Below are 20,892 nucleotides of genomic sequence, written 5' to 3'. Positions count from 1 at the left end.
TTAGTAAATGGCTTTGGGATAAGAGCCCAGCTCTTTGACGAAGCCGGCGCGGTGACGGAGTTCTTCCAGCGCGCGGGCAACCGCCGGCTCGCTGCGATGGCCTTCTATGTCGATATAAAACACATATTCCCAGCGGCTGCCGCCAAAGCCGCGGGCCGGACGGGATTCGAGGCGGCTCATGGAAACGCCGTTATCGGCGAACGGCGCCAAAAGCTGATACACCGCGCCCGGCCGGTTCTGTGCCGAACACACCAGCGAGGTGCGATCCGCCCCGGAAGCGCCGGCATCATGGTCGGCAATGATGACGAAGCGCGTGGTGTTGTTCGGGTCGTCTTCGATGTTGGCGGCCAGTATCGGCAAGGCGTACAGCTCGGCGGCCGCATCGCCCGCGACGGCGGCGGCGCCGGCTTCTCCCGCCGCCAGGCGCGCCGCCTCGGCATTGCTCGCCACCGGCACGCGGATCGCCAGAGGCAGGTTGCGGTTGAGCCACTCATGGCACTGCGCCAACGATTGGGCATGGGAATAGACGCGGGCCACATCGGGCAATGTGCCGCACCGGGTCATCAGGTTGTGATGAATCGGCAGATTGATCTCGCCGCAAATCTTGAGCGGCGAGGACAACAGCAGATCCAGCGAACGGCCTATGGCACCCTCGGTCGAATTCTCGATCGGCACCACGCCGTAATGGGCGTTGCCGGATTCGATCGTCCTGAAAACATCGTCGATCGCCGCACACGGCAGCAGGGTTGGTGCGCCGCCGAAATGCTTGCGCGCCGCCGCCTCGGAATAGGTGCCGGCCGGACCCAGGTAGGCGATGGTCAGGGGCTGTTCCAGCGCCAGACAGGCCGACATGACCTCGCGAATGATGCGCTGCGCCGCGGCCGCGGAGAGCGGGCCGGGATTGCGTTCGGCAACCCGCCGCAGCACTTGTGCTTCGCGTTCCGGCCGGTAGATATTGCCCTGCTTGATTTCGCCGATGCGGTGCGCGAGTTGCGCCCGTTCGTTGATCAGGCGCAGCAGTTCGCCGTCGATCGCGTCGATTCCCTCGCGCAGCCTGCCCAGCTCCTGCGAATCGTCGGCCACTCTCAGTTCTCCAGCGGCAGATACCGAACAGCCAGCACACCATCGATTTTCGCTATGGCGTCGATCACCGCGGGTTTCACCTGACTGTCCACATCCACCAGCGTATAGGCCATTTCGCCGCGCGATTTGTTGACCATGGTGTGGATGTTCAATCCCGCATCGGCCATGGTCGTTGAAATCTGGCCCAGCATGTTCGGCACATTGGCGTTGGCAACGGCAATGCGGAAATTCGATTCACGTGGCAGCGTGACGTTGGGAAAGTTCACGGCGTTCTGCACATTGCCGTGCTCCAGATATTCGCGCAACTGGTCGGCGACCATGATGGCGCAGTTTTCCTCGGCCTCGCCCGTGGAAGCGCCCAGATGCGGCAAGGCGATTACATGGGGATGACGGTTGACGTCGGCGCTGGGGAAGTCGCAAACATAGGCACCGAGCTTCCTGGTGTCGAGCGCGGCGAGCACTGCCACCTCATCCACCACGCCCTCGCGGGAAAAGTTCAGCAGCACGGCACCATGCCTGGCGTGCGCCAGCATCTCCGCGTTGATCATCTTGCGCGTGGCATCGACCAGCGGCACATGCATCGAGATGAAGTTAGCGCTTTTCAGCACTTCCGCCACGCTGTTCGCCTTCTTGACCTGCGACGGCAGGCTCCAGGCGGCATCGACCGTGATCTCGGGATCGTAGCCAAGCACGTGCATGCCGAGCTTGATCGCCACATCGGCGACCAGGCAGCCGATTTTGCCAAGACCGATCACGCCCAGCGTATGCCCCGCCAGCTCGAAGCCGGCGAAGGTCTTCTTGCCGTCCTCGACCTTCTTCTCCATGTCCGGATCGGCGGGATCCAGCGATCCGACGAACTTCATGGCGCCGCCGATGTTGCGCGCCGCGAGCAGCATGCCGGCGACCACCAGTTCCTTGACCGCATTGGCATTGGCGCCCGGCGCATTGAACACCGGCACGCCGCGCGCCGACATGGCCTTGACCGGAATGTTGTTGGTACCGGCGCCGGCACGGCCGATGGCTTGCACCGACGGCGGAATCTGCATCGAGTGCATATCGGCCGAGCGCACCATGATGGCGTCGGGGTCGGCGATGTCCTTGCCGACCTTGTAGCGCTCCGTCGGCAGCCGCTTCAGGCCGTTTTGCGAAATCTGGTTAAGGACCAGGACGCTGATCGGCTTGGCCATGCTCATTTGCCAAACCTCGCCTCGAATTCCTTCATGTAGGTCACCAGTGCCGCAACGCCGCCCACCGGCATGGCGTTGTAGATCGAAGCCCGCATGCCGCCCACCGAACGGTGACCCTTGAGTTGGGCCATGCCCTTGGCCTTGGCGCCCTTGAGGAATTCCTCGTCGAGTGCGGCATCCTTGAGCGTAAAGGGCACATTCATGATCGAGCGGTCTTCCTTGCGCACCGGATTGGCGTAGAAGCTCGATGCGTCGATACAGTCATAGAGCATCTTGGCCTTGGCGATGTTCTGCTTCTCGATGGCCGCCAGTCCGCCCTGTTGCTTGAGCCACTGAAATACCAGGCCGGCGATGTAGATGCCATAGGTGGGCGGCGTGTTGTACATCGAATCGTTTTCGGCATGGGTTTTGTAATCCATCATGGTCTGCGGCGCCGGAACGCCCTTGCCGATCAGGTCGTCGCGGATGATGACGATGGTCAGGCCGGCCGGACCGATGTTCTTTTGCGCGCCGGCGTAGATCAGGCCGTACTTGCTGACATCGATCGGCTTCGACAGGATGTTCGAGGACATGTCGCACACCAGCGGCACGTCGCCGGTTTCGGGAGTCCAATGGAATTCGACGCCGCCGATGGTTTCGTTGGCGGTGTAATGCACGAAGGCGGCATCCTTGTCGAGTTTCCATTCCTGCTGCGCCGGGGCGTAGGTGAATTTGCCTTCTTCGCTGCTGGCCACGATATTGACCTTGCCGAAAGCCTTGGCTGCCTTGATGGCTTTCTTGGCCCACTCGCCGGTATGCACGTAGTCCGCGCTGGCCTTGCCGGCGAACAGGTTCATCGGGATCATCTCGAACTGAAGTGTGGCGCCGCCCTGCAGGAACAGCACCTTGTAGTTGGCGGGGATGGCCATCAGTTCGCGCAGATCGGCTTCGGCCTGGGCGTGGATGCCCATGTACTCCTTGCCGCGATGGCTCATTTCCATGACCGACTGGCCACTGCCGTGCCAGTCGAGAAGTTCGTCGGCAGCTTGCTTGAGTACGGTCTCGGGAAGCGCCGCGGGTCCTGCGCTGAAATTGAAAATACGTGCCATAACCAGCCTCCGGAAGTGACTAAATCAATGTGGGAAAATCAGGATAGCAAAAGAATACAGGATACCGTATACATTAATCGATGGATTGTCACGTCCACTCGCGCGGGATAGCCCTTGGCTAGTCCGCCGGGTCTTCGATCGGCAGGTCCGCAGCCGGATCTTCATCTTCGGTTTCAATCACCTTCTCGACGCCGGCCAGATAGGTGCCTTCATCGAGGTTGATCAGCGTCACACCCTGGGTTGAGCGGCTCATGACGCGGATGTCGGCAACCCGGGTGCGGATCAGCACGCCGCCAGTCGAAATCAGCATGATCTCTTCGCGCGTTTCGCCGAGGTCGGCAAGCACGGCAGCAACCACCTTGCCATTGCGTTCGGAAGTCTGGATTGCGATCATGCCCTTGGTACCGCGCCCATGCCGGGTGTATTCGGCAATCGGCGTGCGCTTGCCGAAGCCGTTTTCCGTGGCTGTCAGTACCGAGTAGTCTTCGCTGTCGGCCACCAGCATGGAAATCACCTGCTGATCGTCTTCCAGCATCATGCCGCGCACGCCGCGCGCCTCGCGCCCCATCGGCCGCACGTCGTCTTCGGCAAAGCGTACCGCCTTGCCGGCATCCGAGAACAGCATGACGTCGCACTGGCCGTTGGTGATCGCGACGCCGATCAGGTGATCGCCCTCGTCCAAGCCGACGGCGATGATGCCGGCCTTGCGCGGATTGGCAAAGCTGGTCAGCGGCGTCTTCTTCACCGTACCCATGGCCGTGGCCATGAAGACGAAGTGTTCTTCGTCGAATTCCTTGACCGGCAGGATCGCCGTAATCTTCTCGCGCTCTTCGAGCGGGAAAAGGTTGACGATGGGTTTGCCGCGCGAATTGCGCGTGCCTTCCGGCGCTTCATAGACCTTGAGCCAATAGACCCGGCCGCGGTTGGAAAAGCACAGGATGTAGTCGTGGGTGTTGGCGATGAACAGGCGATCGACGAAATCGTCATCCTTGATCGCCGCCGCCTGCTTGCCGCGGCCGCCCCGCCGTTGCGCGCGATAATCGGCCAGGGGTTGGCGCTTGACGTAGCCGGTATGCGAGAGCGTGACCACCATGTCCTCGCGCACGATCAGGTCTTCGAGGTTGATATCGGCTGTGCTGAGGACGATCTCGGAACGCCGCGCGTCGCCGAACTGCGCCTTGACCGCCGCCAGTTCGTCGCCGATGATCGTGGTGATGCGTTCGGGGCGGGCCAGGATGTCGAGCAGGTCGGCGATCTGGTCCATCACCTCCTTGTACTCGGCAACGATCTTGTCCTGCTCCAGCCCGGTCAGGCGCTGCAGGCGCAGTTCCAGAATCGCCTGGGCCTGTGCGTCCGAGAGCAGATAACCTTGTGCGGAAAGACCAAATTCCGCCGCCAGGCCTTCGGGACGCGACGACTCGGCAGACGCGCGAGCCAGCATGCCTTCGACCATGATTGAGCGCCAGCTGCGCCCCATCAGTCCGCGCTTGGCGTCAGCCGGCGTCGGCGCCGCCTTGATCAAGGCAATGATTTCGTCGACATTGGACAAGGCGACGGCCAGGCCTTCGAGGATATGCCCCCGTTCGCGCGCCTTGCGCAGCTCGAACACCGTGCGCCGGGTGATGACTTCGCGCCGATGGGCAAGGAAGCACTGCAGCATTTCCTTGAGATTGAGCAGGCGCGGCCGGCCATCGACCAGGGCCACCATGTTCATGCCGAAGGTGTCCTGCAACTGCGTCTGCTTGTAGAGATGGTTCAGCACCACCTCGGGCACTTCGCCCTTCTTCAGTTCAATTACCAGGCGCATGCCCGACTTGTCGGACTCGTCCTGAATATGTGCGATGCCGTCGATCTTCTTCTCGTGCACCAGTTCGGCGATCTTTTCCTGCAGGGTCTTCTTGTTGACCTGGTAAGGCAGTTCGTCGACCACGATCGCCTGGCGCCCGTTGCGCGGCAGATCCTCGATGTGCGTGCGTGCCCGCATGATCACGCGCCCACGACCGGTGAGATAGCCGTCGCGTACGCCGGAAACGCCGTAGATCAGTGCGGCGGTGGGAAAATCCGGGGCCGGAATGATATTGATCAGTTCGTCGATCGTGGTTTCCGGATTGCCCAGCAGCAGCAGGCAGGCATCCACCACTTCGTTAAGGTTGTGGGGCGGAATGTTGGTCGCCATGCCGACCGCGATACCCGAGGAGCCGTTGATCAACAGGTTCGGGATGCGCGCCGGGAGAATCAGCGGTTCATGTTCGGATCCGTCGTAATTGGGGCCGAAATCGACGGTTTCCTTGTCGATATCGATCAGCAATTCATGGCCGATGCGTGCCATGCGCACTTCGGTATAGCGCATCGCGGCCGCATTGTCGCCGTCAACCGAGCCGAAGTTGCCCTGGCCATCGACCAGCATGTAGCGCAGCGAGAAATCCTGCGCCATGCGCACGATGGTGTCGTACACCGCCGTGTCGCCATGCGGATGGTATTTACCGATCACGTCGCCGACGATGCGCGCCGACTTCTTGTAGGCCCGGTTCCAGTCGTTGGACAACTCGTGCATGGCAAAAAGCACACGGCGATGGACGGGTTTCAGGCCGTCCCGCACATCCGGCAGCGCCCGCCCGACAATCACGCTCATGGCGTAATCGAGGTAAGAGTGGCGCATCTCCTCTTCGAGGCTGATCGGCAGGGTTTCTTTGGCGAACGAGGTCATTTAGGCTGCCTTAACCGACTTGCGGCGGACGATGGCGTAAAAAGGAGCAATTTTAGCATGCGCGGATAGCCGCGGCGGTTGTCGCGGCCAGCCAAATCTGGTTGAATCGAGCCATGAATGCACTCGCCGCCCTGAGCGCCAATCCCGTCGATGTGGATCTTCTGATCCATCCCGAATGGATCATCCCGATCGAACCCGCCGGAGTAACGCTTTCCGGCCATTCACTGGCAGTCAAGGACGGCCTTATCCTTGGCCTGCTGCCCAATAAAGAGGCAGCGCAACGCTGGCGACCAGGGCAGACGCTCGATCTGCCGGGCCAAGTGCTGATGCCGGGCCTGGTCAACCTGCACACCCACGCCGCCATGAGCCTTTTGCGCGGCTACGCCGACGATCTACCCCTGATGCGCTGGTTATCCGAACGTATCTGGCCGGCCGAATCGCGCCACGCCGGACCGGATTTCGTGAGGGACGGCACCCTGCTGGCCTGCGCCGAAATGCTGCGCGGCGGCATCACCACCTTCAATGACATGTATTTTTTTCCAGGCGCCGTCGCCGCTGCGGCAAAACGGGTCGGGATGCGCGCTGTGTTGGGAATCATCGCGATCGAGTTTCCCACCAGCTATGCCGCCGATGCCGACGATTATCTGGCCAAGGGACTCGCAATCCGTGACGACTTCGCCGGCGACCCCCTGCTGAGTTTCTGTCTCGCCCCACATGCACCCTATACCGTCGCCGACAAGACCTTCAGCAAGATCGCAACCCTCGCCGCGCAACTCGAGCTACCGATACACGTGCATGTTCATGAAACCCGCCACGAAATCGAGGATAGCCTCAAACAACATGGCGTGCGTCCGATTGAACGTCTGCGTCGTCTGGGCCTGATCGGGCCGCAGTTGATCGCGGTACATGGCGTCCACCTCGACCCCGGAGAGATCGACCTGCTGGCGCACGAAGGATGCCACCTGGCACATTGCCCGACATCCAACCTGAAACTCGGCAGCGGCATTTCGCCCCTGTCCGCGATCCAGTCGCATGGCATTAATTTCGGCTTCGGCACGGACGGCGCCGCTTCGAACAACCGTCTCGACATGTTCCAGGAAATGCGCCACGCCGCACTGCTGGCCAAAGGCGCGAGCCAGAATCCGGAAGCGCTCGCGGCCCATGCAACACTTGCAGCGGCTACGCTGGGCGGCGCTCGCGCCCTCGGACTGGACGGAAGAATCGGTTCGCTGCTGCCCGGCAAGGCAGCCGACCTATGCGCCGTACGCCTCGATGAATGGCTGATCCAGCCTTGCTTTGATCCTGCATCCCACCTCGTTTATGTGGCGGGACGGGAACAGGTTAGCCACACTTGGGTCGCGGGAAAGTTGGTAATGAGCAACGGTGTTCCCGCACAAATCGGCATTTCTGAATTGCTTGACGTCGCAGGTTTGTGGCATACTCATCTGACGTCGTGACGAAATGCTGCGCTCCGGAAAAAGAAAAAGCCGGATTCCGTCAAACTCAACAAACCCAACAAAGGGGGAAACATGATCAATAGCGCCAAACATTCTCTGCTGCTCGCCACTCTGCTCGGACTTTCCGCCGCCGCCGTCGCTCAGACGCCGGGTATCGACCGCTCGGGTACCGTTGGCTATGTCATCGACCAGCGCGACAATGTCGTCAAGAGTGGTACCGGCCTTTGCTGGCGCACCGGATTCTGGACCCCGGCCATGGCCATCGCGGAATGCGACCCGGATCTGGTGAAGAAGGCGCCGATGGCTGCGCCGATGGCGAAGCCTATGGCACCCGCTGCCAAGCCCGCCGCCGCACCGAAGCCCGCCGCGCAGAAAGTGACCCTGGCCGCCGATGCGCTGTTCGATTTCGACAAGGCCGTCCTGCGTCCTGAAGGCAAGTCCAAACTCGACAAGCTTTCCGGCGACATCAAGGGTATCAAGCTCGAAGTGATCATAGCCGTCGGTCATGCCGACCGCTTCGGTAGCGACGCCTACAACCAGAAGCTTTCCGAGAAACGTGCGGAAGCCGTCAAGGCCTATCTGGTGAGCAAGGGTGTCGAGCCGAACCGTGTCTACACCGAAGGCAAGGGCGAGAAGCAGCCGATCACCAAGGCCGATCAGTGCAAGGGTCCGAAGAGCAAGAAGACCATCGACTGCCTGCAGCCTGATCGTCGCGTTGAAATCGAAGTCATCGGAACCAAGAACCAGTAATTTCGTCTGACTCCGGAAAAAGCCCTGCCCTGCAGGGCTTTTTTTGTTTTGGCCACTGCGCTTAATGCTGATAGATGACCTGGGGCACCCACATGAATCCAAGCAGCAACGCCGACCCGCGGGAACTCGACAAATTCGGGGAAGTCGCCCATCGCTGGTGGGACCCGAATTCCGAATTCCGCCCCCTGCATGACATCAACCCGGCCCGTCTGGCATGGATCGACCGCCACGCAGGACTGAGCGGCAAACGCGTGATCGATGTCGGCTGCGGTGGCGGGCTGCTCAGCGAAGGCATGGCGGCGCTGGGTGCGCAGGTGACCGGAATCGATCTATCGGACAAGGCCTTGGGCATTGCCCGCCTGCATCTCTACGAGAGCGGCCATGCCATCGATTACCGCCTGATCTCGGCAGAGGCCGTGGCAGCTGAAGCGCCGGCAAGCTTCGACCATGTCACCTGCCTTGAAATGCTGGAACACGTGCCCGATCCGGCCAGCACGGTGGCAGCCTGCGCGCGCCTCGTGAAACCCGGCGGGCAAGTGTTCCTGTCCACGCTCAATCGCAACGCCAAGGCCTATCTGCTGGCGGTTGTCGGCGCCGAGTACCTGTTCAACCTCCTGCCACGCGGCACCCACGACTACACGCGCTTCCTCAAGCCGGCCGAACTCGCACACCTGTGCCGCGATGCCGGGCTGGAAGTGCTCGAAATCACCGGCCTGCGCTACAACCCCTTCACGCGCGAAGGCGTGATCGGCGCAGATACCGACGTCAATTACCTGCTCAGGGCACGGCGCAGTGCCTGAGGCCGTACTTTTCGACCTCGACGGTACGCTGGCCGACACGGCACCAGACCTCGGCGGGGCCCTCAACCAATTGCTGCGGGAGCGCGGACGCGATCCACTGCCGATGGAAAAGCTGCGCCCACACGTCTCCTCGGGCGCCCGCGGCATGATCGGTGCCGGTCTCGGCATCACGCCGGCTGATCCGGGTTATGTCGACCTGCAGCAGAGGTTTCTGGCCATCTATCAGGAAGCATTGTGCGTCGGTACCCGGCTGTTCGAAGGCATGGCCGAGCACCTCGATGAGCTGGATGCCCAGGCAATTCCCTGGGGCATCGTGACCAACAAGTCGCAGCGTTTCGCGATTCCCCTCATGGAAGGTCTGGGCCTGCGTCAGCGCTGCGTCTGCATCGTCTGCGGCGACAGCGCCCGACGTGCCAAGCCTCACGGCCATCCCATGCAGCTTGCCAGCGCGGTGATGGGAGTCGCCGCCAGCGCATGCGTCTACGTCGGCGACGATGAAAGGGACGTGATCTCCGGCCGCGCCGTCGGCATGAGGACCATCATCGCCGGCTGGGGCTACCTCGGCGACGGCAAGCCACCGGCAAGCTGGGGCGCCGATGCGATTGCCGGGACGCCGCAAGATATCCTGCAAGATATCCTCGGCATCGCCGCAGCAAAGCGTTAAACTCCTACTTGCAATCCGCAGATCAGGCGCCATCTGATTTGCACCATCCAGGGGGCGACATGGCTTCGACATGGGTGACAAAGCATGCAGGGCATACCGAGGATCCGGGTACCTCGTAAATCCATCTGGAAAGTACTAACTGCCAACGACGAGCGTTTCGCTCTAGCCGCTTAACAGCGGCTGGCTTCCGAACTGGTTTGCTTCTGGACCAGGCAGCGCAAGCTGCATCGGAATCATATACAGGAGATAAGGCTGTGCGGAGTCGCGATGCACAGTTCGAAAATTCAGCGAATCGTCTGCAACCAGCCTGTCCGTCGGCGTGTTGCAGGTTAAATCAAATGACGCGACTAAGTATGTAGAACTGTATGTGGCGCACTTATGGACGCGGGTTCAATTCCCGCCGCCTCCACCACCAACCAATAAAAGCGGCTCCCCTGCGGGAGCCGTTTTTATTGGTGCCGGCAGTCGGAATCGAACTGACGACCTACCGCTTACAAGGCGGTTGCTCTACCAACTGAGCTATGCCGGCAAAAATGGAATTATAACGGAGCCGATCCGCTATAAACTTCCTCTTCGCCACATCCGACGTTGCCCATGGTCGCCACCTCCTCTCCCCGTCAGCCCTTGCACCTGCTGGTCATTGCGGCCTCCGACGAGGCCATGGAGCGTCTGCTGCCGATCCTTGCTGAGTCGGACAAGGCCTGTAAATTCCATCGCGTCGACAGCGCTGCCGGATTGCGCAATGCCCTCGGCGAGCAGCCGTGGGATGCGGCGCTCTACCTGCCCGGCGTTGCCGCGCTCTCGCTGCCGGCGGCGGTGCGGGAAATCGATGGGTTCGGCATGGACCTTCCGGTGATTCTCGTTGCCGGTCCCGGCGACCAGCCCGCGATGCAGCCGGCGATGAAAGCCGGTGCGCGTGACGTGATCGACGCCGACCGGCTGGAACGGCTGATCCCTGCGGTCGAACGCGAAGTGCGCGAGGCGCGACATCGCGCCGACCACCGGGCCGCGCTGGAAATGCTCAACGAGAGCCAGGCGCGCTTCGACGCCCTGGCGTCCAACCTGCCGGGCATGCTGTTTCATTTGCGTCGCGATGCCGAGGGCGGATTTCGCTTCCTCTTCGTCAGCGAAGGCTGCCAGAAGCTGTTCGGCTTCAAGCAACAGCATCTGCTGGCTTCGGCCAACAAGCTGTTCGACGCCTTCGATGCGGACAAGCGCAAGAGCCTCGAACATGCGCTGCTCGAATCCGCCGCCAAGGGCACTTTGCTGAACTGGGAGGGCCACACCAAGGGACGCACCCGGCAGAAGTGGATCAACCTGCGCTCGACGCCCTACCGTTTCGATTCGGGCGTGGTCGAATGGCGCGGCATCGCCACCAATGTCACCGAAAGCAAGGAAAGCGAAGCCGAACTGCGCCGCTCGCGGCAGCAGCTCGCCGAACTCTCGACCCACCTCGAAGCGGTCAAGGAAGAAGAACGCGAGCGCATCTCGCGCGACATCCACGACGAACTCGGTTCCATCCTGGTTTTCCTCAAAATCGAGGCCGCGCACCTGGCCAGCAAGTTGCCGGAAGGCACCGGCCGCCTGCGCGAGAAGGCCCACTCCATCGAACATCTGCTGGACCAGGCGATGAGCACGGCGAGCCGCGTCGCGCGCGAACTGCGTCCTGGAATCCTCAAGGAATTCGGCCTGCCCGCCGCGATCGAATGCCAGGCGGAGGACTTCACCCAGCGTTTCGGCATCCCGTGCCGGGTGCAATGCGACGAAGACGCCATCGAGCCGGAACCCGATACCTCGCTGGCGCTGTTCCGCATCGCCCAGGAAGCGCTGACCAATGTCGCCAAACATGCCCACGCCTCGCTGGTCGTCATGCGTTTGCGACGCGAACGCGGTAACATCCTGCTCGAAATCAGGGACAACGGTCGCGGCATTTCGGAGGTCGATATGCAGAAGCCGAAATCCTTCGGCCTGCGCGGAATCCGCGAGCGTGTCCTGAGTCTTGCCGGCGAGTTTTCGATCGAACCGGCGGAACACGGTGGCACCCATATCGTGCTGCGCGTTCCGGAACGCGCGGGTGTGGAACCGCCGAGCGAAGAGGAATTGCAGCGCAACCTGTTTTAGTCGGGGCATGACGTCGCCGTGCGGCGCCAGCCTTCCCTGTAAAACCAATGCTTAGTTACCATGGCCGACAAGATCCACGTCCTTATTGCTGATGACCATGCCATAGTGCGGCAGGGCCTCAAACAAATTCTGTCCGAAACCGAGGATCTGCTGGTCACCGGCGAGGCCGACGACGGCGCCGAAGCGCTGAACCTGGCCCGCCAGCAGCCGTGGGATGTCTTTCTGCTGGACGTATCGATGCCCAACCGCAATGGCATCGACACCCTGAAACAGCTCAAGAAGGAGTTTCCGCGCCTGCCGGTGCTGATTCTCAGCATGCATCCCGAGGAACAGTACGCGGTGCGCGCGCTCAAGGCCGGCGCTTCGGGCTATCTGACCAAGCAGAGCGCGCCGGAACTGCTGGTCACCGCCATTCGCCAGGTCGCTTCCGGCCAGAAATACCTGAGCCCGGCCGTTGCCCAGCAACTGGCCGAGGCCATTTCGGACAATTCCGAAAAGTCGCCGCATGAACGGATCACGGACCGCGAGTACCAGGTGCTGGTGCTGATTTCCACCGGCAACACGCTGACGCAAGTCGCCGAAAAGCTCAACCTCGGCGTGGCCACGGTCAGCACCTACCGCGCCCGCCTGCTGGAAAAAATGGGCCTCAAGAGCACGGCCGAACTGATTCGTTACGGCCTCGAACACGGCCTGGCCGAGTGAAGCCATGCTCGGGGGATCATCCGCGCCGCATTTGAAATCCGCCGCATGCAGCGAACACCGGCGCCGCGTCTTACTGCACAATAGCAAGCATGCCGAGTTCGCAGCGAACCGGCTAAAGATCAACGCCCAGTAGCGGCCGCCAGCGGCCAGCCTGTCAACCGGAGGAGAAGTCGTCATGAAAACCCTGAAACAATTACTTGATGAGCGTCCGCGCGAACCGCTTGCGGTGTCTCCCGACGATTCGGTTTTCTCGGCCCTGGAACTCATGGCGAAGCACGACGTCGGCGCCGTGCTGGCAATGCGCGACGGACGCCTCGCCGGCATATTCAGCGAACGCGACTATGCGCGCAAGGGCATCCTGTTCGGAAAGTCGTCGAAGGAAACCCTGGTACGGGAGATCATGACCGAAAAGGTGCTCTATGTCCGGCCCGAGCAGACCACCGACGACGCCATGGCGCTGATGACGGAAAGGCGCGTGCGCCACTTGCCCGTGCTCGATACCAACCAGCGCGTGATCGGCGTGGTGTCGATCGGCGACCTGGTCAAGGAAACCATCTCGGAGCAGGCCTTCCTGATCCAGCAACTGGAGCAGTACATCGCCAGCTGAGCCGCCTGTGCGCTTCCTCAGCGCGATTGCTTGATCGCCAGCAGGGCCTGGTTGCGCAAGGTCTTCAGCAGGGACAGTTCCTTGTCCGGGATCGCGATGCTGCCGGCCTTGTCGCGGTCGCAGTAGATCAGCGCCACGGCATTGCCCTTGATCAGCAGGGGCAGCAGGACGAAGGTCTTGGCGATCAGGATCCTGCGGTACCACGCCGGGATCTTGTCCGCGATCTTCGGATCATCGACATCGGTGATGATGATATCCACACCCCGCGCGATCGCCAGTTGAAACACGTTCGGCGTGTCGCTCGCCATGAAGCGGAACTTGTGCGCCAGTTCGTTGGTGTCGGCGCCGAAACCGAAGCGCCCCACCATGCTGCCGCTGACCGGATCCTTGAGGCAGAGCAATACCCGCTGGAAGCCGATTGCGCGATACATGGTTTCCAGCGTGATGCGCAGGATGTCGTTCAGTGAAAAATCATCCACCAGCGAATTGCTGATGTCCTGGATACCGGCGGCGAGGATGTCCTGGGCGTCATCCGGCACGCCATCGGCATCGTCGGCCGCCGCCTGCTTGCGCAGCACGGGATCGTCGAGCCGGGTGCTGTCCAGCGCATTCGCGCCGCCATCGATGACGGTTGCTTCATGCGGCTTGCCGGTCCAGGCCTTGACGTGGCGGGCGAACGGGCTTTGCGTCAGATTCACCCGCAGAATGGCCGCCAGCTCACCGAGTTCGTCGAAGGATTTTTCGAGCACGGCCTGCAACTGCTTGTCGGAAAAGCGCAGCGCGGAATAGAAGCGCTCGCGCGCCGCCTGGGTGGCGACGCCGCGCTGCTCCCGCGGTACGGAGGCGATGGCCGTGCAAATCTCGTTGGCAAAACCCGAAACCACGCGCAGTGCCTCATCGTGCGTCTCGGGCTTCCTGATCACGCCTTCGGGCAGGGGCCGCAGGCTATTCACCAGCCCCGGCGGGAAGCCCCAATGCCGCGCAATGCCGATGCCGAGGTCCGAAAATGACAGGCCCAGCACCAGCGCGGAGGCGACTTCCTCGCTGCAGCTTCTTTGCAGCATGACCTTGCGGATTTCCGCGACTTCCTCGGGAAAGTAGAACTGCGCCAGCAACTGGCCCAGGCTATGGAACAGGGCGCAGATGTAGGCGGCCTCGGCTTCCCGTGCCATGAACTGCTTGCTCGCGTCGCGCGCCAGGCAACCCGCCAGGTTGGCGCGCAGGAAGGCCTCCTTCAGTTCGCGGGCGCTGCCCTTGTCCTGCATGTGCTCGAACAGCAGGATCGTCACCGCGATATTGCGCAGCGCATCGAAACCCAGCACGATCACCGCGCGCGACACGGTGTTGATGGTGCCGCCCGAGGCCTGGCGGTAATAGGCCGAGTTCACCAGGCGCAGGATCTTGTTGGTCAGGCCGTAGTCCCTGAGTATGGTGTTCGACAGGCGGTTGACGCTCTCCTTGTCCGAGTTCGTCAGCTTGTTGATGGCCGACACCGAATCGGACAGGGCCGGAAAGTCCTTCTTGTGCTTCATGCGCCGCATGAGGAATTCCAGCGTGTCCTTCTTCCTCGCCTCGGCGGCGCCGGCGGCGCCGGCGGCATCGATCGGCGTGGCGGCGGCGCCGAGATAGTCGTCCAGCTGCGCCTTCATCTGCGCCGCGCCGGGCGTGCGCAAGGCCGGATCGCGGGCGCTGGCGGTCAGGATGATCCCGGTCAGCTGATTGTCGATGCTGACATCGGCCGGCAGCGTGACCGGCTGGTTCAGGATCTGGTTGAAGATCGCGACGGGCGTGTCGGCCGACACCCATGGCCGGCCCGAAAGCATTTCGACCATCACCAGGGCGGCGGCGAAGACATCGGTCTTTTCGCTGACCTGCTGGCCGTCCAGGTATTCCGGAGCGAGATAGCTCAGCGTCCCGGAAATCTCCTTCAGGCGCCGGCTGGCGGCGCTGTCGTCGAGGCGCATGGCAATGCCGAAATCCATGACGCGCGGCCGCCCCTGCGGGTCGATCAGGATGTTCGAGGGCTTCAGGTCGCGATGGATGATCCCCGCCGCGTGCGCCGCGGCCAGCGCATCGAGCACCTGGCGCATCAGGTCGGCAGCGCGCGCGGGCGCCAGCCGGCCCTCCTCGGCCAGCAGCGCGGCGAGGTTCGGGCCGTCGACGAATTCGAAGACCAGGTAGGGATCGCCGTCTTCCTCGCCGACGTCGAAAATCGGCACCAGATTGGGGTGGCGCAGGCGGCTGACCGCGCGCGCCTCGGCGATCAGGGCATCGTTGCGCTGCGCATCGGTGTTGGCGAAATGCAGGGTCTTGATGGCGACTTCGCGTTCGAGTTGCGGGTCCCATGCCAGGTACACGATGCTCTGCGCACCGCGCCCCACTTCGCGACGGATTTCAAAACGGCCGACATGCTCTTTCATGGCCGGATAATAACGTGTCCGGGTTGCCAAGAAGCCGCGGCGCCCATACCATAGCGCCATGGAACCGATCGATGCGACAGATACTCCCGAGGCCCTACTGACGCGCCTGATCGATTTGCGCACCGAGCATCGGGATCTCGACGAAGCCATCGGCCGCCTGACCCAGAGCCCCCCCGATGACCAGCTGCTGCTGCGGCGCCTGAAGAAGCGCAAGCTGCTGATCAAGGATCGCATTTTTGCGCTGGAGCGCATGCTGGATCCCGATCCCGACGAATACGCATGAGCGCTCCGCACGGCCGCCCGAAGGGGCGCCAGTCATCACACGAAGCCGCGCAGCGGCGCACCGTAGTCACCCCCTCGCTCGGCGAGGGGGCTGGGGGGAGGGTAGTCCAGTGAGCACCGCCGCAGGGCCGCGCCAGGACGGCACAATCGACAACATGGAGCCGCGCCAGCGGCGAACCGCAATCACCCCCTCCCGTGCGGAGGGGCCGGGGGGAAGGCCCAACAATGACTTATAACTTCGATACCCTGGCCCTGCATGCGGGCCAGGTGCCCGACGAGCGCTACGGCGCGCGGGCGACGCCGATCTACCTGACCACGTCCTTCGTCTTCAAGGATTCCGACCAGGCCGCCGCGCTGTTCAACATGGAACGCGCCGGCCACGTCTATTCGCGCATTTCCAACCCGACCAATGCGGTGCTCGAAGAGCGCATCGCCGCGCTCGAAGGCGGCGTCGGCGCGATCGCCACGGCCTCGGGCCAGGCCGCGCTGCACCTGGCGATCGCCACGCTGATGGGCGCCGGATCGCACATCGTCGCCAGCCGCTCGCTCTACGGCGGCTCGCACAACCTGCTCGATTACACGCTGCCGCGCTTCGGCATCACCACCACCTTCGTCGATCCGCGCGATCTCGACGCCTGGCGCGCCGCGATCCGTCCCGAGACGCGCCTGCTGTTCGGCGAGACGCTGGGCAACCCCGGCCTCGACGTGCTGAACATTCCCGAAGTCGCCGCCCTGGCCCACCAACACAGCCTGCCGCTGATGGTGGACAGCACCTTCACCACGCCCTGGCTGATGCGCCCCTTCGACCACGGCGCCGACCTGATTTTTCATTCCGCGACCAAGTTCCTCGGCGGCCACGGCGTCGCCATCGGCGGCCTGCTGGTCGATGGCGGCACCTTCGACTGGGACAAGTCCGGCAAGTTTCCGACCCTGACCGAGCCCTACGAGGGCTTTCACGGCATGGATTTCAGCGAGGAATCCACGGTCGCCGCCTTCCTGTTGCGCGCGCGGCGCGAAGGCCTGCGCGACTTCGGCGCCTGCATGAGCCCGATGACCGCCTTCCAACTGCTGCAGGGCATGGAAACCCTGCCGCTGCGCATGGCGCGCCACATCACCAACACGCGCCAGGCGGTCGAGCATCTGACCAAGAGCGAGGCCGTGGCCAGCGTCGGCTACCCCGAGCTGGAAGACCATCCCGACCACGCGCTGGCGCAGAAACTGCTGCCGCGCGGCGCCGGCTCAGTGTTCAGCTTCACGCTCAAGGGCGGGCCCAATGAGGCAAGGGCGGCGGGGCGCAAGTTCATCGAAGCCCTGCGCGTGTTCTCGCACCTGGCCAATGTCGGCGACGCCAAATCGCTGGTGATCCATCCGGCATCGACCACGCATTTCCGCATGTCCGACGCCGCGCTGGTGGCCGCCGGCATCCATCCCGGCACCATCCGCCTGTCGATCGGCCTCGAAGACGCCGGCGACCTGCTCGAAGACCTCAATCGCGGCCTCGCGGCTGCACAAAAAACATAAAAGCGGGTCTGAACATGGAACTCGAACTCAACGGTCAACAGGCTTACGCCTACACCGGCGGCAAGCCCTTCGATGCCGCCCTGCCCTGCGTCGTGTTCATCCACGGCGCGCAAAACGACCACAGCGTCTGGGGGCTGCAAAGCCGCTGGTTCGCCCATCACGGCTTTGCCGTGCTGGCGGTCGACCTGCCCGGCCACGGGCGCAGCGCCGGCGCGCCGCTGCCGTCGATCGAGGCCCTGACCGACTGGATCGAACTGCTGCTGGAGAAAGTTGGCGCTGGCGACACGGCGGCGCCCGGCAAGGTCACTCTGGTTGGCCACAGCATGGGTTCGCTGACCGCGCTGGAATGCGCGGCGCGCCACCCGGCGCGCATCGCGCGCATCGCCCTGGTCGGCACCGCCGTGCCGATGCCGGTGTCCGACGCGCTGCTGGGTGCGGCCCGCGACAAGGAGCCCAAGGCGATATCGATGATCAATGCCTGGTCGCATTCGCCGCGCGGCGCCGTCGGCGGCAACACCGTGCCCGGCATGTGGCTGCTGGGCAGCTCGAAGCGCCTGATGGAACGCCAGCAGCCCGGCGTGCTGCACAACGACCTCGCCGCCTGCAACGCCTACACGCACGGCATGGAAGCCGCCGCCGCGCTCACCTGCCCGGCGCTGATCGTCAGCGGCAGCCGCGACATGATGACCCACCCCAGGGCTGCGGCCAAGCTCGCCGCCGCAATCAGGCAATCCACAAGCGTCAGCCTCGAAGGCGCCGGCCATGCCCTGATGGCCGAGCAGCCCGACGCGGTGCTCGACGCCTTGCGCGGCTTCATTGCCTGACCGCCTTGGCTTCGCCCCAAGACCCACCCCAGCCGCAGCAGAACCCGTTTCCGGCGGTCCGCAGCGGCCTGCCCTGGTCGGCGCCCTTCGTATGGCTGCGGTACGGCGCAGCCGACCTCAGGGCCTGCGGCTTCGCCAGCCTGTTCTACGGCATCTGCTTCGCCGCCGCCGGCGTCCTGCTCTGGCTGGCCTTTCGCCATGCCGTGCAAACCGTCACCGCCATCACCACCGGCTTCATGCTGGTCGGGCCCTGCCTCGCCATCGGCCTGTATGAACTCTCGCGCCGGCGCGAAGCGGGCGAGCCGCCGCAACTGCTGCCCACGCTGATGGTCTGGCGGCAGAACCTCGGCTCGATCGGCATCTACTCGCTGATCCTGATCGTCATCTACCTGGTCTGGGCGCGCGCCTCGCTGGTGATCTTCGCGCTGTTCTACCAGGGCGGCATGCCGACCCTGGGCAGCTTCATCGCGCAGATATCCAAGTTCGACAACCTCGAATTCCTGCTGGCCTACCTCGTCGTCGGCGGCTTCTTCGCCGGGTTGGTGTTCGCCTTCTCCGCGGTGTCGATCCCGATGATGCTGGACCGCAAACAGGACACCGTCACCGCCATGCTCGGCAGCTTCCTTGCGCTGGTGCGCAACTTGCCGGCGATGCTGGTCTGGGCGGCGCTGATCGTGCTGCTGACCGCCATCGGCTTCGCCGTGGGCTTCGTCGGCCTGATCCTGACCATGCCGCTGGTGGGCCATGCCACCTGGCATGCCTACCGCGCACTGATCGAACCCCTGCCGGCATGAGCTACCGCAAGAACGTAACGCTGCTGGCCGCGGCGCAGGCCCTGCTGCTGACCAACGGCATCATGCTGGTCTCGATCAACGGCCTGCTCGGCCTGCAGCTCGCGGCCGACAAGCGCCTGGCCACGCTGCCGATCACCACCTATGTGATCGGCGGCGCGCTGGCGACCTTGCCCGCGGCCTTCTTCATGAAGCGCTTCGGCCGCCGCGCCGGCTTCATGCTCGGCGCCGGGCTGGGCATGCTCGGCGCGGCGATATCGGCCTTCGCCGTCAGCATCGGCAGCTTCTGGCTGCTGTGCCTCGGCACCGTGTTCGCCGGCATCTACAACGCCTTCGGCCAGCAATACCGCTTCGCCGCCGCCGATGCCGCGCCGCTGGACTGGAAGGGCAAGGCGATTTCGCTGACGCTGACGGGCGGCATACTCGGCGGCGTGATCGGCCCCGAAGTCGGCAAGCTCACGCGCACCTTCCTGGAGCCGACCTACCTCGCCAGTTACGCCGCACTGATCGGCTTCGCCGCGCTGTCGATGCTGATCGCCAGCCGGCTGAATATCCCGCCGCTGTCGGTCGCCGAGCAAAAGGCCGTCGGCCGCCCGCTGCGGCAGATCGCCCGCCAACCCGCCTTCGCCGTCGCCGTGCTGGCCGCGGCCTGCGGCTACGGCGTGATGAACCTGCTGATGACGGCGACCCCGCTGGCCATGGACATCTGCGGCATGCCCTTCGCCGACACCGCCTTCATCCTGCAATGGCACGTGATCGGCATGTTCGCGCCCTCGTTTTTCACCGGCGACCTGATCAAGCGCTTCGGCGTGTTGAACATCCTGATCGTCGGCGCCGCGCTGATGTTCGTCTGCATCGGCATCGCATTGTCCGGTGTGACGCTGATGCACTTCTGGTGGGCGCTGGTGCTGCTCGGCATCGGCTGGAATTTCCTGTTCATCGGCGGCACCACGCTGCTTACCGAGACCTATCGCCCCGAAGAAAAGGCCAAGGTGCAGGGCACCAACGATTTCCTGGTGCTCGGCGTGCAGGGCCTCACCTCGCTGTCTTCGGGCGTTCTGGTCACCAGCGCCGGCTGGGGCACGCTCAACACCTACGCCGTGCCCATCGTCGCCATGACCGCGCTGGCGACCTCGCTGCTGTGGCTGTACAGGCGTTCGGCACGCGCCGGAGACGCAGCATGAATCCCGTGCTGCCCGTCGTCAGCGCCGCGCTGGCGGCCGCTCTCTACTTGGTCGGGCTGGCGCTCGACATGTTCTGGCTCAAGCTGCTGACCAAGCCCTGGCTGGTCGTCGCGCTGGCCGCGGCGGTATGGCTCCATGCCGACCGGCGCGCCGGCCGCCTGATCGCCTGGGGTCTGCTGGCCGGCGCCGTGGGCGACGTCTGCCTCGCCCTGCCCAACGCCTTCCTGCCCGGCATGATCGCCTTCGCCATCGGCCACGCGCTGTATGTCGCCGCCTTCCTGCAATGGAGCCGCACGCCCGCGCTGGCCTTGCTGCTGCCGGTAGGCATTTTCGCCGCCGCGGGGCTGTGGCTGATGCTGCCGGGCGCCGGCGCGCTGACGCTGCCGCTGGTGGTCTACGTCCTCGTCATCGGCGCGATGATCTGGCGCGCTGCCGCCTGTGCGCTGGACGCGCAGGACGACGCCCTGATCCACTGGGGCCCGCTGGCCGGCGCGATCCTGTTCGGCTTTTCGGATTTCCTGATCGGCATCCACCGTTTCCACCAACCCCTGCCCGGCGCGGCCTTCCCCATCATCCTCAGCTACTGGACCGGCCAGGCGCTGTTCGCGGCGACGGCAATCAGGCGCAAGGCCTAGTAGTCAGTCGACAGGGAAAAGGCGCATTCCCTGCAGGAGCGAGCTTGCTCGCGATAAGCCGCTATCGCG

At 63.7% G+C, this 20,892-nt stretch carries 18 protein-coding genes, 1 tRNA gene and 1 other RNA gene; 14 read left to right on the top strand and 6 right to left on the bottom strand.

All coding sequences use genetic code 11. From position 1 onward, the window contains the following. The 4 genes from pheA to gyrA all read right to left on the bottom strand — a co-directional run bounded on the left by pheA (window position 1) and on the right by gyrA (window position 6,065). Complete coding sequence (pheA, locus tag RMO95_RS00100; RefSeq protein WP_310448545.1) at window positions 1-1,083, bottom strand: prephenate dehydratase; 1,083 nt, start codon at window positions 1,081-1,083, stop codon at window positions 1-3. A 2-nt stretch (window positions 1,084-1,085) separates the two neighbouring features. Continuing rightward, window positions 1,086-2,270 carry a phosphoglycerate dehydrogenase gene (locus tag RMO95_RS00095; RefSeq protein WP_310448640.1) on the bottom strand — a complete coding sequence of 395 codons (1,185 nt, stop codon included), beginning with the start codon at window positions 2,268-2,270 and terminating at the stop codon, window positions 1,086-1,088. A 2-nt stretch (window positions 2,271-2,272) separates the two neighbouring features. Further along, the gene (gene serC, locus RMO95_RS00090) at window positions 2,273-3,358 is read right to left on the bottom strand and encodes a 3-phosphoserine/phosphohydroxythreonine transaminase (protein ID WP_310448544.1); all 1,086 of its coding nucleotides are present in this window, start codon (window positions 3,356-3,358) and stop codon (window positions 2,273-2,275) included. Between the two features lie 118 nt (window positions 3,359-3,476). Continuing rightward, window positions 3,477-6,065: a DNA gyrase subunit A gene (gyrA, locus tag RMO95_RS00085; RefSeq protein WP_310448543.1), complete on the bottom strand. Its 2,589-nt coding sequence runs from the start codon at window positions 6,063-6,065 to the stop codon at window positions 3,477-3,479. Window positions 6,066-6,178: 113 nt separating this feature from the next. Here gyrA and RMO95_RS00080 point away from each other — a divergent pair, with 113 nt between their 5' ends. The 5 genes from RMO95_RS00080 to ssrA all read left to right on the top strand — a co-directional run bounded on the left by RMO95_RS00080 (window position 6,179) and on the right by ssrA (window position 10,148). Beyond that, complete coding sequence (locus tag RMO95_RS00080) at window positions 6,179-7,522, top strand: TRZ/ATZ family hydrolase (RefSeq protein WP_310448542.1); 1,344 nt, start codon at window positions 6,179-6,181, stop codon at window positions 7,520-7,522. A gap of 72 nt (window positions 7,523-7,594) precedes the next feature. Beyond that, window positions 7,595-8,272 carry an outer membrane protein OmpA gene (gene ompA, locus RMO95_RS00075; RefSeq protein ID WP_310448541.1) on the top strand — a complete coding sequence of 226 codons (678 nt, stop codon included), beginning with the start codon at window positions 7,595-7,597 and terminating at the stop codon, window positions 8,270-8,272. A 92-nt stretch (window positions 8,273-8,364) separates the two neighbouring features. Next, window positions 8,365-9,072 carry a bifunctional 2-polyprenyl-6-hydroxyphenol methylase/3-demethylubiquinol 3-O-methyltransferase UbiG gene (gene ubiG / locus RMO95_RS00070; protein WP_310448540.1) on the top strand — a complete coding sequence of 236 codons (708 nt, stop codon included), beginning with the start codon at window positions 8,365-8,367 and terminating at the stop codon, window positions 9,070-9,072. Continuing rightward, window positions 9,065-9,736: an HAD hydrolase-like protein gene (locus RMO95_RS00065; protein WP_310448539.1), complete on the top strand. Its 672-nt coding sequence runs from the start codon at window positions 9,065-9,067 to the stop codon at window positions 9,734-9,736. Before ubiG ends, RMO95_RS00065 begins: the two co-directional genes overlap by 8 nt. Before the next feature lie 50 nt (window positions 9,737-9,786). Then, window positions 9,787-10,148, top strand: a transfer-messenger RNA (tmRNA) gene (ssrA, locus tag RMO95_RS00060). Window positions 10,149-10,189: 41 nt separating this feature from the next. Here ssrA and RMO95_RS00055 read toward each other — a convergent pair. Beyond that, window positions 10,190-10,265 (bottom strand) — tRNA-Thr (locus tag RMO95_RS00055). Window positions 10,266-10,330: 65 nt separating this feature from the next. Here RMO95_RS00055 and RMO95_RS00050 point away from each other — a divergent pair. The 3 genes from RMO95_RS00050 to RMO95_RS00040 all read left to right on the top strand — a co-directional run bounded on the left by RMO95_RS00050 (window position 10,331) and on the right by RMO95_RS00040 (window position 13,166). After that, window positions 10,331-11,857 carry an ATP-binding protein gene (locus tag RMO95_RS00050; RefSeq protein ID WP_310448538.1) on the top strand — a complete coding sequence of 509 codons (1,527 nt, stop codon included), beginning with the start codon at window positions 10,331-10,333 and terminating at the stop codon, window positions 11,855-11,857. Window positions 11,858-11,917: 60 nt separating this feature from the next. Further along, window positions 11,918-12,559 carry a response regulator transcription factor gene (locus RMO95_RS00045; RefSeq protein ID WP_310448537.1) on the top strand — a complete coding sequence of 214 codons (642 nt, stop codon included), beginning with the start codon at window positions 11,918-11,920 and terminating at the stop codon, window positions 12,557-12,559. A gap of 175 nt (window positions 12,560-12,734) precedes the next feature. Beyond that, window positions 12,735-13,166, top strand: coding sequence for a CBS domain-containing protein (locus RMO95_RS00040; RefSeq protein ID WP_310448536.1), 432 nt, complete (start codon window positions 12,735-12,737; stop codon window positions 13,164-13,166). Between the two features lie 17 nt (window positions 13,167-13,183). Here the strand turns inward: RMO95_RS00040 and RMO95_RS00035 are convergent, their stop codons facing one another. Continuing rightward, the gene (locus RMO95_RS00035) at window positions 13,184-15,586 is read right to left on the bottom strand and encodes a protein kinase domain-containing protein (protein WP_310448535.1); all 2,403 of its coding nucleotides are present in this window, start codon (window positions 15,584-15,586) and stop codon (window positions 13,184-13,186) included. 58 nt (window positions 15,587-15,644) lie between these two features. On the opposite strand from RMO95_RS00035, the gene RMO95_RS00030 reads away from it, so the two are divergent. The 6 genes from RMO95_RS00030 (at window position 15,645) to RMO95_RS00005 (ending at window position 20,823) form a co-directional block, all read left to right on the top strand. Then, entirely contained in the window at window positions 15,645-15,869 is a 225-nt protein-coding gene (locus RMO95_RS00030; RefSeq protein ID WP_310448534.1) for a YdcH family protein, read from the top strand. A 224-nt stretch (window positions 15,870-16,093) separates the two neighbouring features. Then, entirely contained in the window at window positions 16,094-17,389 is a 1,296-nt protein-coding gene (locus RMO95_RS00025) for an O-acetylhomoserine aminocarboxypropyltransferase (protein ID WP_310448533.1), read from the top strand. A gap of 14 nt (window positions 17,390-17,403) precedes the next feature. Next, complete coding sequence (locus RMO95_RS00020; RefSeq protein WP_310448532.1) at window positions 17,404-18,213, top strand: alpha/beta hydrolase; 810 nt, start codon at window positions 17,404-17,406, stop codon at window positions 18,211-18,213. Window positions 18,214-18,218: 5 nt separating this feature from the next. Further along, window positions 18,219-19,007 carry a DUF2189 domain-containing protein gene (locus tag RMO95_RS00015; RefSeq protein ID WP_310448531.1) on the top strand — a complete coding sequence of 263 codons (789 nt, stop codon included), beginning with the start codon at window positions 18,219-18,221 and terminating at the stop codon, window positions 19,005-19,007. Then, window positions 19,004-20,188, top strand: coding sequence for an MFS transporter (locus tag RMO95_RS00010; protein WP_310448530.1), 1,185 nt, complete (start codon window positions 19,004-19,006; stop codon window positions 20,186-20,188). Before RMO95_RS00015 ends, RMO95_RS00010 begins: the two co-directional genes overlap by 4 nt. Next, the gene (locus RMO95_RS00005) at window positions 20,185-20,823 is read left to right on the top strand and encodes a lysoplasmalogenase (protein ID WP_310448529.1); all 639 of its coding nucleotides are present in this window, start codon (window positions 20,185-20,187) and stop codon (window positions 20,821-20,823) included. The genes RMO95_RS00010 and RMO95_RS00005 overlap by 4 nt, the downstream gene beginning before the upstream one ends. Window positions 20,824-20,892 lie beyond the last annotated feature (69 nt).

It is taken from the genome of Sulfuritalea sp., from assembly GCF_031426875.1.
Lineage (GTDB): Bacteria > Pseudomonadota > Gammaproteobacteria > Burkholderiales > Rhodocyclaceae > Sulfuritalea.
This window is presented reverse-complemented; position numbering and strand designations above follow the sequence as displayed.